Raw genomic sequence first — 13039 nt, forward strand, 5'->3', positions numbered from 1 at the left:
CGACAGAGACACTCGGGGGTGACGACCTCAATTAATGCCGGACCATCGTCAGGAAGTCATCGAGAGTTCGCGCCCGTAGAAAAGGGTTTTTGTTCTTTTCCTCACCGAGTGTCCGGCTGGGTACGGCACCGTAGTCATGGCCGGGATAAAGGAGGGTCGCCTCATCCATTTTTTTCAGCCGGGTGAGGCTTTCATACATATCGCGTGGATTTGAATCAGGAAGATCGCAACGCCCGATGGTCCCCACAAACAGCGTATCACCGGTCAAGAGAATCGGCTCATTTCCGTGGCGACGATCGATCCACCAGCACCGCGAATCCTTTGTGTGCCCCGGAGTCGGGATCGCTTGAATACGAATTTTCCCAACGATCACCTCCCGGGTGGTGTTCGCGACAACCGTGGCATGGGTCTGCACGACAAGTTCGTCCACCCCGTTCACGTGATCAAAATGCCCGTGTGTCAACAAGATGTAGGTAATCCGATAACCGTCCTGTTTGGCCTGCTGCAGAATAGCCGGAACATCCCATGCCGGATCCACGACAGCGGCTTCGTGCGTCTCCGGATCGCCGGCCAGGTAAACGAAATTTTCCATCGGTCCCAACAGGAGTTGTTTCAGGTAGAGAGACATAATCACCCTTCTGACAAGCCGTACCTTGTCGTCATTCCCCGCGGTCTCTGGCGGGGAATCTATCATTCAAACGAGATGATTGGATCCCCGGCCAGTGACTGCCGGGGATGACATACGGGTTTAATACAGCAAAAACGCTTTTCGGTCGGACAGAAATTGCTCGGCACTTTTATGGAAGACCTCCAGGATCTCCGCCGCCGGCCTGTTCTGCTGGTAGAGATGCTCGAAATCCTGTGATCCGGTCACCCGGGCGACTTCCAGCCATCGCAACTGAAAGTCTTTGGGAGACAATTCCCGCAGGAGGCACGCGATCTGGGCAAACAGGTCGACGGGCCGCACCTGCTGCGGATCGATCACGACGATGCGCACCCCGGAACACAAGCGACTTTCATAGAGATCCTTCTCTGGTGAGAAAATCGTCGGGAGAAATGTCACCCCCGGCAGCTTCAATTGATTCAGGCGCTCGGCCAGGAGTTTGCCGTTCATCCAGGGCGCCCCGATATGCTCAAAAGGCGTGTCCGTCCCGCGACCAACTGAAACGTTCGTCGCTTCAAACATGCCGATCCCGCTGTAGAGGAGCGCGGCAACGGGATTTTGAATATTGGGCGATGGAGGAATGAATGTCAACCCGGTTTCAGACCATGGTTCTTCCCGTTTCCAACCCGTGACCGGAATCACTTGAAGGTTGGCATTCAAATTAGCTGTTTTGTTATACCACCCGGCCAGCTCCCCCGCGGTAAAGCCATGGCGCACGGGAATACTGTAGTAAGCGGTGAAATGGCGGATGCGCGGATCCAGGACTTGTCCTTCGACGATGGCGCCTCCCAACGGGTTCGGGCGGTCCAGCACCATAAAGGTTATCCCGCGTTTGGCCACGGCCTCCATCGCCATTCCCATCGTGGCGAGATACGTGTAATAGCGAACCCCCACATCCTGCATATCGAAAATCAGAACATCCATCGCATTGAGCATCTCCGGAAGCGGACGCTGGGTCGCCCCATAAAGGCTGTAGACGGGAAGATGGATTTTCGGGTCAACGGTATCCCCGATCGGCTGGCCATGTTCGCTCGTGCCGCGAATCCCATGCTCAGGAGAGAACAGCGCAATCAATTTCACGCCGGGCACTTTGGCTAACAGGTCGGCGGTGCTTGGCCCCCGGGACGACACACCGGTCTGGTTGGTAATGAGCCCCACCTGCTTCCCCTTCAAAGGAGCAAATTGTTGATTTTTCAGATTATCGATACCGAAAAGGACGGGGGTTTTTTCAACCGGCGCCGCGGCAGCAGGAGAGGAACCCATCAGGAAGGTCAGAGAAGCGATAGTGATGACAACGATCGTGCGCACGAGTCTATTATAACCCGAAGCTTCGGTTCGTCCGAATTCTTCGAATGGATTTATCTCTGCCGTCATCCCCCGCGGACTCTGGCGGGGGATCCAGACATGGACGTAACGGCTGCTTGGACCCCCGACAGAGACACTCGGGGGTGACGATCACAAAGGCGCTCGGGGTGACGACGTAAGGTGACCTCGGGGGTGACGTCAACAAAATGTTTCCGGTTAGGTCGGCAGGCTTCGGAGCGTGAGCAGCCAGCGAAGCTCATGGTCCAGATCGGATAAGGATCGATAGCTCATCTCAGCCAGCGAACGGTTGGCCAACAAAATGTCCGCGCCTCGATTGCGCCAGGCGTCCGAAGCGCTTTGGGAGATGACCTGGAGAAGCTGCCTGAAATTCCCCATCGCGTGGTACTGTTTCCGATCGCCCAGGATGGAATAATCCAATTGCCGCCCATCCAGGCGATAGCGAGCGTCGGGCAAACGGGTTATCAAATCCAGATAGACATGCGTTTCCGAATGATGCTGCTTCGTCTCAACGGTTTGTTTTTTGGGACCGATGGATAGGGGAAGGCCTGTGGCCAGAAAAACTCCGGCGCTGGCCACGCGCTGCCCGATGCTGGGCCCCTCCTGGCGGGTCACGGTGGTTGTGGAATCCTCCTCGAACACGCACGCCCCGAGCAGCCAGAGGTCTTTCATCGGAATATCCAAGGCGTGGCCCCCGGCCGGCGTTACGGTGAGATGGTCTTTGGAAAGGACCAGCTGTGAAACAGAAACAGCAGACGGCGGCGAGACCACTTGAGAGGGATTGACCATCCGAACAACCACTCCCAGCGTAGTAAATTGATTTTCCCACTCAACAGCCACACCCTCATCGACAGCCTCTATGATGAGACCCCACTGCGTGCGGGCCTGTTGAGCCGCATCGGCCAACGGGATCCGGCGGATTTTTGAGAGGGCTTGAGCAACCTTGGAGAAATCGAGAGCGTGCGGGTCGGCCAGTAAGATGGCCTTCATGAAGCCTGCGGCCGGGAACGTCGATGAATCTTTTGAATCAGCTCCTTCGCCCGTTTGGACATGACAGGATCCGTTCCTTCCGCCAGCGGCTGAAGCGCGGGGAGCGCCTCCGGCCCGATGGTGAGGATGGCCTTGGCCGCTTCTTCGCTCAAAACGGTGTAAGGATCATTCAGCTCCTGAACCAGTCCGGGAAGGCCGGGTAATCCCAGTTCCCCCAGAGCTTGAATCGCCTTCTGCCGAAGCGCGGGGTTGGGATCCTTCAAAACAACGGCTAATTCCGCGGCCGCCGCACCCGGCGCTTCACGCATGGCGCCCAGGCTTTTGATCGCTGCCGCACGAATGTCCGGCTGCGGATCGCCTAAAGCCACCTTCAAGATGGCCAGTCCGGCATCCGACGACTTGGAAAGAAGGCCGGCGGCCTCGACCACCCGAAGACGGACAGCGGGGCTGGTATCTCGGATTGAATTCTCAAGGACCGGCATCGCTTCCTGGATGGGGATATCCGACTGACCCAAAAGAGCGATGATGTCCTGCCGTACGTTTTCATCCGTTTCATGCAGGGCCCGGATAAATCCGGGCATCGATTCCGGGCTGCCCTTTCCGATTTGAGCCAGGGCCCGGTCCGCTTTCGCCCGAACGACCGCTTCTTTATCGTTGCGTTCGATCATGACGAGCGGACCCAAAGCGGCTTTGGCTCCGGACGCGAGCTGCCCGAGCGCATCGATCGCCGCCGATCGCACCCCTTCATCCAGATCATCCAGAGCCGCCAGAAGAGCTGGGATCACAGTCGCCGGGAGCGGTTGGATTTGGCTGAGAGCCGTGGCCGCATCTGCCCGCAAAAACACGCTCTCGTCGCGCTTCAACTCCAGGAGAAGCGGGGAAACCGCCTCCGGCCCGCACTTTCCTAACGTGACAATCAGAATTTTTCGATGCGCTTCCGGTTCCCGGCGAAGCGCCTCCGAAAGGGCCGGCACCGCGTCAGCGCCCAGCTGGATTAACGTAATTTCCGCTGCCGTGCGGACGTCCGGCTGGGCATCTTTCAGCAAATCCACCAGAGTGGGGGCCGCTCGCTTGGCGTTTGGCCCCAAACGCCCCAGGATTTCAGCGGACCGCTGACGCACGAAGAAGTTCGAATCCCCCAACGCTTTCTGGAGCGGTTTGACCGCGCCAGGCCCTATCTTGATAAGGGCTTCGGAAACCATGGGATAAACAGCGGGGTCGTCATAGCGCAGGGCTTCGACGAGATCAAAAACCACGCCTTCCGCTGCCGGCCCCAGGCGGGAAAGCACCCCCGCGGCCTGGCGCGCGGAAACCGCATCCTTATTCAACGGCTGGGCCAAAGCCAGCGCCAGCTGTTTCCTTTCATCCAAAGACAACCGCTCGATCTCGCTCAGCGCCTGGTTTTCAGTATCGGAATTACCCGACAGCAACCGCTCACGCCATCCCGCCGCATTAAAGGAAGCCGCCAGAACGGACCCGCAAAAACCAATCAAAAATAAAGTTTGAACATGAAATCTTCTCATGGATTGCTATCATACAATTTCAGTGAGAGACCTCATGCGACTGGACTCCTCCAAAATCTGGACCCTTCTGGCCATTCTCTGGCTTCTGGCTTTCGGTTATGAAACCGTTCTCATCGCCCGGCAGATCGCGGCCTGGTGGAGCACGCACGAACGCGTTGAAAGGGTGACCCGGCTTCTCCAGGAGAATGCCGGCGAAGTCATCCGTCTGACCCGCGGCATTCGGGATCAATCCGATGAAATCACGTTTCTCCAGAAACTGATCGATGTCATCCCTCAGGAAAAAGGGTTCGTCCGCACGCAGCGGGCCATCGCCGATGAAGTCAACACCCTGCGCGTCAAAATCGGAAGGCGAATTCATGACGATCTTCATATCCTGGTCGACACCCGCGCCAACAAACTCTATGTCAAAAAGGGACTTGGACTGCTCTGGCAAGCGGACTGTTCCGTGGGTCGCGGCGGGTTTTTGAAGGATAAGGTCACCGGCCGGCGGTGGGAGTTTGTCACCCCGCGCGGACAGTTTGAGATCCTGGGTAAAATCGAAAAACCGATCTGGACCAAACCGGACTGGGCGTTTGTCGAAAACGGTGAAATCATCCCCCCTCCTGATGACCTCAAACGACAGGTCGAAGGGGAATTGGGCGCTTACGTTTTGAATCTGGGCGACGGGTATCTCATCCACGGAACGAAGAACGAGGCGTTACTCGGCCGATCCGTCTCTCACGGCTGCGTCCGCCTGGGAGCGGAAGACTTAAAACGGCTTTACGAAACCGTGCCGCGCGGCGTACGCGTTTACATCTACTAATGAATTTCAACCGCTTCTTTTATCGGCTCCAGGAACCCACCCGGTTTTGGCCTATTTTGCTTGTCGCTCTCCTGATTCTGGGAGGGTTGTCCGGCTTTCGTCAATGGTTGGACCGGCAGGTGGCGGCTGAACGGATGGCATTCGATGAACTCTCCCGCCAGGTGGAACCGCTCGCCCAAACGCTGGACAGGGACCGGTCGCTGTGGGAGCTGAAAATCCGGGACGTGGCGCAGCTGAAGGCCGGTTTTTCAGATCAGGCGCTCAACCGGAAAACGCTTTTTGAAACAGGGCTTTCTCTGCAGGAAGAACGCCGGCTTCTGGAGAAGCAATTGGAGATCATCACCACCTACCTGACCGTCGATCCGGCGCTGCAGCGCGTATTTCTGATGCAGGGAGAACAACCCCTGGAAAGCTATCCGATTGATTACCTCCCGCCGCGGGCTTTCCCTGTTGAAAACACGCTCGTTGCTCCGGCCACCGGCCAAACGGTTGCGGTCTCCAGCACCAGCGTCGTGTTACCGGCTTTTGTGCGGATTATTTCCAAAGAACGCTTCGCCAACCCCGAACGCGGGCATTCAGAGCAGGTCAACGGCCAACTTCAGTACAATCCGCCCCAGGTCGGAACGTCTATCCGGAGCAACGCGCTCGGACAGTACGTCATTTTTACCAACAGCAAACTGATTCTTCACGGTCCACCGCTCAATGAGCAGGACCACGAGAAATTTCCCCACATCTGCCTGGGCTTGAACCTGGATGCCGCACGCCGGCTCTACCAGCACAGTTTTATCGGCACAAAAATTCTTCTCAAATCCGCTATCGCGGCGAATACCCCACCCCATTAACATGCTACCGGACGGCCGATGGAACTGACGAATTGGTTTCTCGGACGGACGAATCTGACCTGGCCGGACGGGATCGTCCTCTTGGGCCTTCTGATTCTGTTGGTGGGCCTCAGTTATTGGGTCGGCGGAGGTCAGACGAATACCCAGGATTTCTTCCTGGCCCGCCGAAAAATCCCGGGGTGGGCCGCCTGCCTTTCCTTCGTCGCGACCGAAGTCAGCGCCGTCACAATCATTTCCGTTCCGGCAACAGCCTATATGGAAAACTGGGAATACGCCCAGTTCTTCATCGGCTCCTTTGCCGCACGCGCGGCTATCGCGTATTACTTTATCCCCGCCTTTTACCAGTTTAACTGTGTCACGATTTACGAATTTCTCAAGCATCGCTTCGGGCCGGCCACCCAATACACCGCCACCCTTTTCTTTTTTGTGACGCGGTTGCTCGGCTCCGGCGTCCGCCTGATGGCGGCCTCTCTGGCGGTCTCGGTGCTCCTGGGCTGGAAAATTATGCCGGCCATTCTACTTTTTACGCTGATCAGCGTGGTCTATATCATTTACGGAGGAATCCGATCCGTGGTCTGGACAGGGGTCCTGCAGGCGGGTGTTTTCATTCTGGCCGGCATCGCCGCGATTGTTTACTTATTGCTGCACATTTCCGGTGGATGGCACGGGGTCATGGCCATCGCCGGGGCGGCCGGCCATCTGCAGATCTTCAATTGGGGACCTTCTCCGGCTGACCCGCATTTCTGGAGCAAATTAATTTCTGATCCGAACATCATCTGGATCGCTGTCTTGAACGGATTCTTCGGCTCCATGGCGGCCTTCGGGACCGACCAGGAACTGATGCAGCGGCTCCTCACCGTTGAGACACGGCGGGAAAGCCAGAAGACCCTGATTCTGACTCCCTTCGTGTCATTCTTTGTGCTGTCCATTTACCTCGTTGTCGGCGCATGTCTCTATACGTTTTACGCGCAGAATCCGTCACTTCCACTTCCAGATAAATTGGATGCCATCCTGCCTCATTTTGTCGGCCATTCGATGCCGGCGGTCCTGCGCGGTCTGCTGCTCTCTGCGATCGTCATGGCCAGCATTGACTCCCCCCTGACCTCCTTGACCGCTTCTTTTGTGACCGACATCTACCGGCCGCTGGTTCATGCGTCAGCCGATGAGAGACACTACCTGCGGGTATCGCGAATCAGCGTGGCGCTCTTTGCGGTGCTTCTGGCCCTGATTGCCTACGCGTTTAGTTTTTTCCAGAAAATTCTCTGGCTGGCGTTCAAGATCGGCGGGATCACGTTTGGTTCACTGCTGGGGGTCTTTTTATTGGGTCTTCTCACCACACGACGGAGCAACCGGGCCAACGTCGTTGGCATGACTCTGATGGCGGTGATCAATATGGGACTGCTGACACTCTCAGAGAAAGGGATTTTTCCGCTCGGCTGGACATGGCTGGTTCTGATCGGAACCGCCGGAACCTTCCTGATCGGTTATATCCTGGGCCCTACGATGGAGAAGGAGACGTAGGCGGGGCGCCGCGCAGGGCGCGAACGATCTCCATGTTTTTTTGAACCTGAGTGGCCATGTCGGCGAATTGTTTGGCGACTTCGCTGAAATGGCTGCGATCGAGCAGGTACGTGGAGCAATCCGTTTCCGCCTTGATCATCGCCGATGCCGGCGACTCTTCAAACATGGAACGTTCTCCGAAAACAGTCGGAGCTTCCAGAAGGACCAACCGCTTCTTTTCATTCTGAATACGCTTCCAAACCCCGACGCTGCCTTTGGCCAGGATGTACAGCGTCTTATTAATCTCCTGGTCCATCATAATGACTTTTCCTTTAAGGAACTCCCGTGCGTCGAGTTTGGCGGCCAGCGACTGCAGAGATTCCAATGAACAACCCGCGAATAACGTCAGGTTCTTAAGAACCTCGATAGCGCGCAGCTGCTGTTCAGGCTTAAGACTCACTCAGGGCCTTTCCTAAAAATCCTTTTGTTTTGGCTAACCGCTGCAGCGCCTGAGGACGAGTTAAATGACCACGCGACATCAGGATGCCGACTTTGACCTGGCCGCGGGCCTCTTGAAAGAGTCGTTTGGCGCGCGCGTCAGAAACTCTCCCCAGAAGCTTCAAAAAACGAATGCCCCGCGCCACCAGCTTCTTCGATTTTGGCTGAAGATCCACCATGTAGTTCCGATAGACCTTTCCCAAACGAACCATGCAGGCGGTCGTCAAAATATTGAGCGTCATTTTACAGGCGGAACCGGCTTTCAACCGGGTGGAACCGGTCAACACTTCGGGGCCTGTATTCAGAAGGATGCGGATATCCGCTGCAGCATTCACCGAGTGTTTATTGCAGGTGACGAGAATGGTCCGCGCTTTCCTCTGCCGGGCGGTCTGCAGGGCGGAACGGACGAACGGGGTTACGCCGCTGGCCGCAATACCGACCACAACATCGCCTTTACGGACAGCTCGCCGGACAGCCGCTGCAGCAGCCGATTCCGAGTCTTCCGCGCCCTCTTTGGACCGGAACACAGCGGACCGACCACCCGCCATGATGGCCTGCACCAGATTTGGGGATGTATTAAACGTCGGAGGACACTCCGCGGCTTCGATCACACCCAGGCGGCCGCTCGTTCCGGCCCCAACCAAAAAAAGCCGGCCGCCGAAGCCGAGGCTTCGCACGATCAGATTCACGGCGCTCGCGATGTTTAGCCTGGCTTGCGACACCGCCTGAAGCACCTGCCGGTCTTCCCGGTTCATTAGTTCTACAATTCCAAGCGCGGAAAGCGCGTCTAGCTTTTTAGAACGCGGATTCACCGTCTCCGTCGAAATTTTGGCGTAATCAATTCGTTTGTTCACGGTTTTCAGCATACCAATTTCGCCAACGTCTGTCATCGGAAAGGCAGGCAATGAATATTTTGCATACCAAATCCATCCAACATGTAGGGGCGGGGCACCGACCCCGCCCGTCATTGGAGGAAAACAATATGTCAAACGTGTTCGTCCCCAACCGCCAATCCATCCGATTGCCGGGATACGATTACACGTCACAAGGCATTCATTACGTCACGATGTGCACACGGGATCATTTAAACCTGTTTGGAATCGTCAAGAACGAGGAGATGCAATTATCACCCGTGGGCGAAATGATCAATCTAGCCTGGCGCGGAATCACCATGTATGCCCCGCGTATCTCCCTGGATGAATTTGTTGTGATGCCCGATCATCTGCATGCGATTATCGTCATTGGACCGGATCTTGATGGCGGGTTAAATCATGATTTCGGGCAGGGACGGTGCCCTGCCCCTACCGCCGCGATTTCGTTGCCCTCGATTGTTCGACGATTCAAATCATGGACAACACATCAATATCGAAAAAACATATGGCAACGCAATTATTACGAACACATCGTCAGCGATGAGAACGATTTAAACCGCATTCGAGAATACATCAAGGACAACCCGAAGAATTGGGAAAAGGAAAAATAGAATTTTCTCCACGGCGACAAATAACTCACCTTCCCGCGCGGCCTGGCCCCAACCAAATTCACTCTGCCCCAACAAACCGCTTAATTTCCTCCGTTGTGACAGTCACCTTTCGGGCAAAAAGCGGCAGGGGGCGGAGGACGTCTCGGAAAGTGTCAAACCCCGGACTCCGGCGAATTCCACCATTAAGTGCAACAGAGGGCATTGAAGGCCTCCCCTGAGGTTCGGAATTTAAGACATTTTCTGGGACGATCATTGAGCCAATGTTCGATCTGTTGAAAACGCTCAGGCGTGATGGAATCGAGTTTTGTCCGTTTCGGGACAAACCGACGAATCAAGCCATTGGTGTTTTCGACGGTTCCCTTTTCCCAGCTGTGGTAAGGCTGACAGAAATACGAAGACATGGCGAAGTCATCATTGAGCACGGCGTGTTCAAAGTTTTCCAGGCCATTGTCGTAGGTAATGCTGAGCCGGAGGTGAGCGGGAACGCTCGTGAAAAGACCAGTGAGTGCGGCGCGAGAAGCTGGGGCGGTTCTATTGGGGATGACTCGCAGTTTGCTGTAGCGGGTTTGACGTTCGACCAGGACTTGGAGCGCGGGTTGCCCTGGACCCACGATCAGATCGGTCTCCCAATGACCGGCTTCGGAGCGGGTATTGGCGGCCTCCGGACGCTCGAGAAGGGGCACGCGTCCAGGGATGCTGCTATAGCGACGATAGGGACGGTAGCGCCTGGGCCAGCGTTTGGGATGGGCCCGGACGAGGCATCCGATGAGGTCGGGACGTTCGCTGTAGATCCACTGATAAATGGCTTCGTATCCGATGGAGGCCAGATCCTTGCGATGCTTGGTGATGCGACCGGCAATCAGTTCGGGAGACCAGCCTTTGTTGAGCATCTGCTCGACCTCATGGCGTAAGACATGGCTTTTCAGGCGCATGCGCTTGTGGCCGGTCCGCAGGCGAACTTGCGATTGATCGTGGGCATGCCCAGCGAAGTAACCTCTTATCGACCGGTTACGCTTGAGTTCGCGGGACAAGGTCCCGATGGAGCGGTTCAGACGACTGGCGATCTGTCGCAGAGTCAGGCCACGACTTCGATAGACAGCCAGATGATCTCGTTCTTTATCAGACATATGTGTGTAGGTCATACCTGCCCATTGTAGGCCAGGCCTTCATACCGTCACTGTGTTGCACTAGCATATGGAACTTCGGGGTAATTGAAACCTTGTCTGACGGAGGGCTCAGTTTGCTATTATATACGCGCTGAATATTTATGGGCTGTTAACTCAGCGGTAGAGTGCCATCCTCACACGATGGAAGCCGTGGGTTCGAATCCCTCACAGCCCACCATTTAATTATGAATGACTCTATTAAGCATCTCTTAGCGCTTCAACAACAGGATTTGGAACTGGACCGGCTGCGCGCCGAAGCCGCGGCGATTCCGGCAAAAGTTCTGGCCCTTCAAGCCGAGATCCAGTCCAACAAGACGGTTCTGGAAAACGCTAAGAAAGAAGTGATACAGCTCCAGTTGTCTCGCAAACAAAAGGAGTTGGATCTGGAGGCGCAGGAAAGCGCGATCCGAAAGCACTCCACGGATTTGAACGCCGTCAAGACCAATGACGCCTACCGGGCGCTTTTAGGGGAAATTGAGAAAGCGAAAACTGATAAATCCGCTCTCGAGGATTTGATTCTTCAGATTATGGATCAGACCGACCAGGCCCATCGGGCGTGGAAGGAAAAGGAAATTTCCGCGAAGACTGTTGAGACGGATTTGCAGCGCCAGATCAGCGAACTGGAAGCCAGACAAAAACAGCTTGCCGAACACGTTTCCGCTCAACAGACGGAGCGGGAGCAGGCGGGTGCGGCTCTGGCTAAGAAACTCGTGGAACCATATGAACGTCTGCGCAAAAACCGGGCGGGTGCAGCGGTTGTGCCGATTCTCAAGGAACAATGCTCGGGTTGTCATATGAAGGTTTCTCAAAATTTGATCAACGAAGTCCGTCGCGGCCAAAAGCTCATGAGCTGCGAACACTGTTCCCGCATCGTCTTTCTCGAAGAAGCCCCTGCGCCGACAGACAGCGAGCAGCAAGCCGCCAACAGCAAGTAAGGAACATCCAAATAGATTTTGTCGTTGCGCAAGCTTGCCGTTTACCGCTGGCGGCTCGCTCAGCATGGTTCTTTGAAAGTCGCATTTGGAGCGCCGCCCTGTTGGGGCAGATCAGAGAGCAGAGATCAGGAGGCAGAGAGAAAAGGAATCGGTTTTATTAATACAGGCTTCCTTGTTCTTTCTGCTATCTGTTTTCTGATTTCTGCTCTGCCCCTAACGGGGAGGAAAGTCCGAACTCCAATGGGCAGGGTGCCGGTCGGTGCTCTAACGAGCGAAGGCCGGACGTCTAAGACAGTTCGAATGCATGGGACTGTACTGGATGATGGAAAGTGCCACAGAAAATAAACCGCCTGGAGGGCAATTCCTTGGGGTTGTAGGGGCGGACCGCTGTCCGCCCATCCTTTGAATGTCATGAAATTCAATGGATCATGGGCGCACATCGGTGCGCCCCTACATATCCAACGGATTGTCCTTCAGGTAAGGGTGAAACGGTGAGGTAAGAGCTTACCGGTTGCCAGGTGACTGGCAACGCACGGCAAACCCCACTCGGAGCAAGATCGTCCGCCACATAACTGGGCGGACGCCCGCCCGATGTGTGGCGGGCGAACCGAGGGAGAGGCGGCCCGCCTCGATAAACCTCAGGAGCATCGCCAAGAGGAATGGCGCTCACCCTATCATCCTTTGGGTGGTGGGGGACAGAATTCGGTGTATAGAATGCGGCTTTCAGGAAGAGACCCTCTCCGGTTTTCCGGAGGGGGTTTTCTTTTATGAAAAATGTCTATTTACCGTCGATAAATAATAATTTTATTCTCTTGACAGGTTTTGACGAGAGGGGTATACTGGTGCACGGTGGAGCAAAGTGGAGGAAAGTAGAATGTCGCTTTTTCTGGGCCAGTACGAACACGGCGTGGATGACAAGAACCGGCTTTTTCTGCCGGCGCGTTTTCGCGGCAAAAATGCCGCTTCGACGTTTATCATGACGCAAGGACTGGAACGCTGCCTGTTTCTGTTTCCGCCGTCCGCCTGGGAGCGTCTGGCCGCCAAACTGGATCACCTGCCGCTGGCCAACAAAGTGGAAGAACGGGCCTTTAAGCGCACCCTCCTTTCCGCGGCTTGCGAAGCGAACGTGGACTCGCAGGGACGGATTCTGCTCCCGCAACTCTTGAAAGACTATGCCGGGATCAAACGCGACGCCGTCGTGATCGGGGTGCTGCATCACGTGGAGATCTGGGCGAAGGAGCGCTGGCAGTCGTATCGTCAGAAAGCCCGCCGGAGTTTTGAGAAGGCCGCACCCCATTTGGAGTTATGATAAT

At 55.8% G+C, this 13039-nt stretch carries 13 protein-coding genes, 1 tRNA gene and 1 other RNA gene; 8 read left to right on the forward strand and 7 right to left on the reverse strand.

Annotated elements, in window-relative coordinates; translation table 11 throughout:
• Window positions 1-31 precede the first annotated feature (31 nt).
• From WC859_05260 to WC859_05275, 4 genes are all read right to left on the reverse strand, one after another.
• Window positions 32-628, reverse strand: a complete 597-nt coding sequence (locus WC859_05260) for an MBL fold metallo-hydrolase (protein ID MFA5975559.1) — start codon at window positions 626-628, stop codon at window positions 32-34.
• A 120-nt stretch (window positions 629-748) separates the two neighbouring features.
• Complete coding sequence (locus WC859_05265) at window positions 749-1972, reverse strand: DUF1343 domain-containing protein (GenBank protein ID MFA5975560.1); 1224 nt, start codon at window positions 1970-1972, stop codon at window positions 749-751.
• Window positions 1973-2185: 213 nt separating this feature from the next.
• Window positions 2186-2977: a hypothetical protein gene (locus WC859_05270; protein MFA5975561.1), complete on the reverse strand. Its 792-nt coding sequence runs from the start codon at window positions 2975-2977 to the stop codon at window positions 2186-2188.
• A complete protein-coding gene (locus WC859_05275) occupies window positions 2974-4500 on the reverse strand; it encodes a HEAT repeat domain-containing protein (GenBank protein ID MFA5975562.1) in 1527 nt (508 codons plus the stop codon). The genes WC859_05270 and WC859_05275 overlap by 4 nt, the downstream gene beginning before the upstream one ends.
• 34 nt (window positions 4501-4534) lie before the next feature.
• Between WC859_05275 and WC859_05280 the strand changes: the two genes are divergently transcribed.
• The 3 genes from WC859_05280 to WC859_05290 are packed head-to-tail and all read left to right on the forward strand — an operon-like array spanning window position 4535 to window position 7665.
• On the forward strand, window positions 4535-5302 hold the full coding sequence (locus tag WC859_05280) for a L,D-transpeptidase (protein MFA5975563.1): 768 nt from the start codon (window positions 4535-4537) through the stop codon (window positions 5300-5302).
• Entirely contained in the window at window positions 5302-6144 is an 843-nt protein-coding gene (locus WC859_05285) for a hypothetical protein (protein MFA5975564.1), read from the forward strand. Before WC859_05280 ends, WC859_05285 begins: the two co-directional genes overlap by 1 nt.
• Window positions 6145-6162: 18 nt before the next feature.
• Window positions 6163-7665, forward strand: a complete 1503-nt coding sequence (locus tag WC859_05290) for a sodium/solute symporter (GenBank protein ID MFA5975565.1) — start codon at window positions 6163-6165, stop codon at window positions 7663-7665.
• Here WC859_05290 and WC859_05295 read toward each other — a convergent pair.
• Together WC859_05295 and murQ are read right to left on the reverse strand one after the other, a co-directional pair.
• Window positions 7643-8104, reverse strand: a complete 462-nt coding sequence (locus WC859_05295) for a cyclic nucleotide-binding domain-containing protein (GenBank protein ID MFA5975566.1) — start codon at window positions 8102-8104, stop codon at window positions 7643-7645. The genes WC859_05290 and WC859_05295 overlap by 23 nt on opposite strands.
• Window positions 8094-9008 carry an N-acetylmuramic acid 6-phosphate etherase gene (gene murQ / locus WC859_05300; protein ID MFA5975567.1) on the reverse strand — a complete coding sequence of 305 codons (915 nt, stop codon included), beginning with the start codon at window positions 9006-9008 and terminating at the stop codon, window positions 8094-8096. Before murQ ends, WC859_05295 begins: the two co-directional genes overlap by 11 nt.
• A gap of 116 nt (window positions 9009-9124) precedes the next feature.
• Here murQ and WC859_05305 point away from each other — a divergent pair, with 116 nt between their 5' ends.
• Entirely contained in the window at window positions 9125-9625 is a 501-nt protein-coding gene (locus WC859_05305) for a transposase (protein ID MFA5975568.1), read from the forward strand.
• A gap of 182 nt (window positions 9626-9807) precedes the next feature.
• Here the strand turns inward: WC859_05305 and WC859_05310 are convergent, their stop codons facing one another.
• Window positions 9808-10752: an IS30 family transposase gene (locus WC859_05310; GenBank protein ID MFA5975569.1), complete on the reverse strand. Its 945-nt coding sequence runs from the start codon at window positions 10750-10752 to the stop codon at window positions 9808-9810.
• Window positions 10753-10894: 142 nt separating this feature from the next.
• On the opposite strand from WC859_05310, the gene WC859_05315 reads away from it, so the two are divergent.
• From WC859_05315 to mraZ, 4 genes are all read left to right on the forward strand, one after another.
• Window positions 10895-10969: transfer RNA gene (locus WC859_05315), tRNA-Val, on the forward strand.
• A 7-nt stretch (window positions 10970-10976) separates the two neighbouring features.
• The gene (locus WC859_05320; protein ID MFA5975570.1) at window positions 10977-11726 is read left to right on the forward strand and encodes a C4-type zinc ribbon domain-containing protein; all 750 of its coding nucleotides are present in this window, start codon (window positions 10977-10979) and stop codon (window positions 11724-11726) included.
• Between the two features lie 186 nt (window positions 11727-11912).
• Window positions 11913-12452: RNase P RNA component class A (rnpB, locus tag WC859_05325), an RNA gene on the forward strand.
• A gap of 148 nt (window positions 12453-12600) precedes the next feature.
• A complete protein-coding gene (gene mraZ / locus WC859_05330) occupies window positions 12601-13035 on the forward strand; it encodes a division/cell wall cluster transcriptional repressor MraZ (protein ID MFA5975571.1) in 435 nt (144 codons plus the stop codon).
• The last annotated feature ends 4 nt before the right edge of the window (window positions 13036-13039 follow it).

The organism is Elusimicrobiota bacterium (assembly GCA_041660185.1).
Taxonomy (GTDB): Bacteria; Elusimicrobiota; Elusimicrobia; order 2-01-FULL-59-12; family 2-01-FULL-59-12; genus JBAZWU01.

Coding starts and splice junctions, on each gene's coding strand:
- murQ (MFA5975567.1), bottom strand. CDS start 9,008: ATGCTGAAAACCGTGAACAAACGAATTGATTACGCCAAAATTTCGACG.
- WC859_05310 (MFA5975569.1), bottom strand. CDS start 10,752: ATGTCTGATAAAGAACGAGATCATCTGGCTGTCTATCGAAGTCGTGGC.
- WC859_05305 (MFA5975568.1), top strand. CDS start 9,125: ATGTCAAACGTGTTCGTCCCCAACCGCCAATCCATCCGATTGCCGGGA.
- WC859_05280 (MFA5975563.1), top strand. CDS start 4,535: ATGCGACTGGACTCCTCCAAAATCTGGACCCTTCTGGCCATTCTCTGG.
- WC859_05285 (MFA5975564.1), top strand. CDS start 5,302: ATGAATTTCAACCGCTTCTTTTATCGGCTCCAGGAACCCACCCGGTTT.
- WC859_05320 (MFA5975570.1), top strand. CDS start 10,977: ATGAATGACTCTATTAAGCATCTCTTAGCGCTTCAACAACAGGATTTG.
- WC859_05275 (MFA5975562.1), bottom strand. CDS start 4,500: ATGAGAAGATTTCATGTTCAAACTTTATTTTTGATTGGTTTTTGCGGG.
- WC859_05290 (MFA5975565.1), top strand. CDS start 6,163: ATGGAACTGACGAATTGGTTTCTCGGACGGACGAATCTGACCTGGCCG.
- WC859_05270 (MFA5975561.1), bottom strand. CDS start 2,977: ATGAAGGCCATCTTACTGGCCGACCCGCACGCTCTCGATTTCTCCAAG.
- WC859_05260 (MFA5975559.1), bottom strand. CDS start 628: ATGTCTCTCTACCTGAAACAACTCCTGTTGGGACCGATGGAAAATTTC.
- mraZ (MFA5975571.1), top strand. CDS start 12,601: ATGTCGCTTTTTCTGGGCCAGTACGAACACGGCGTGGATGACAAGAAC.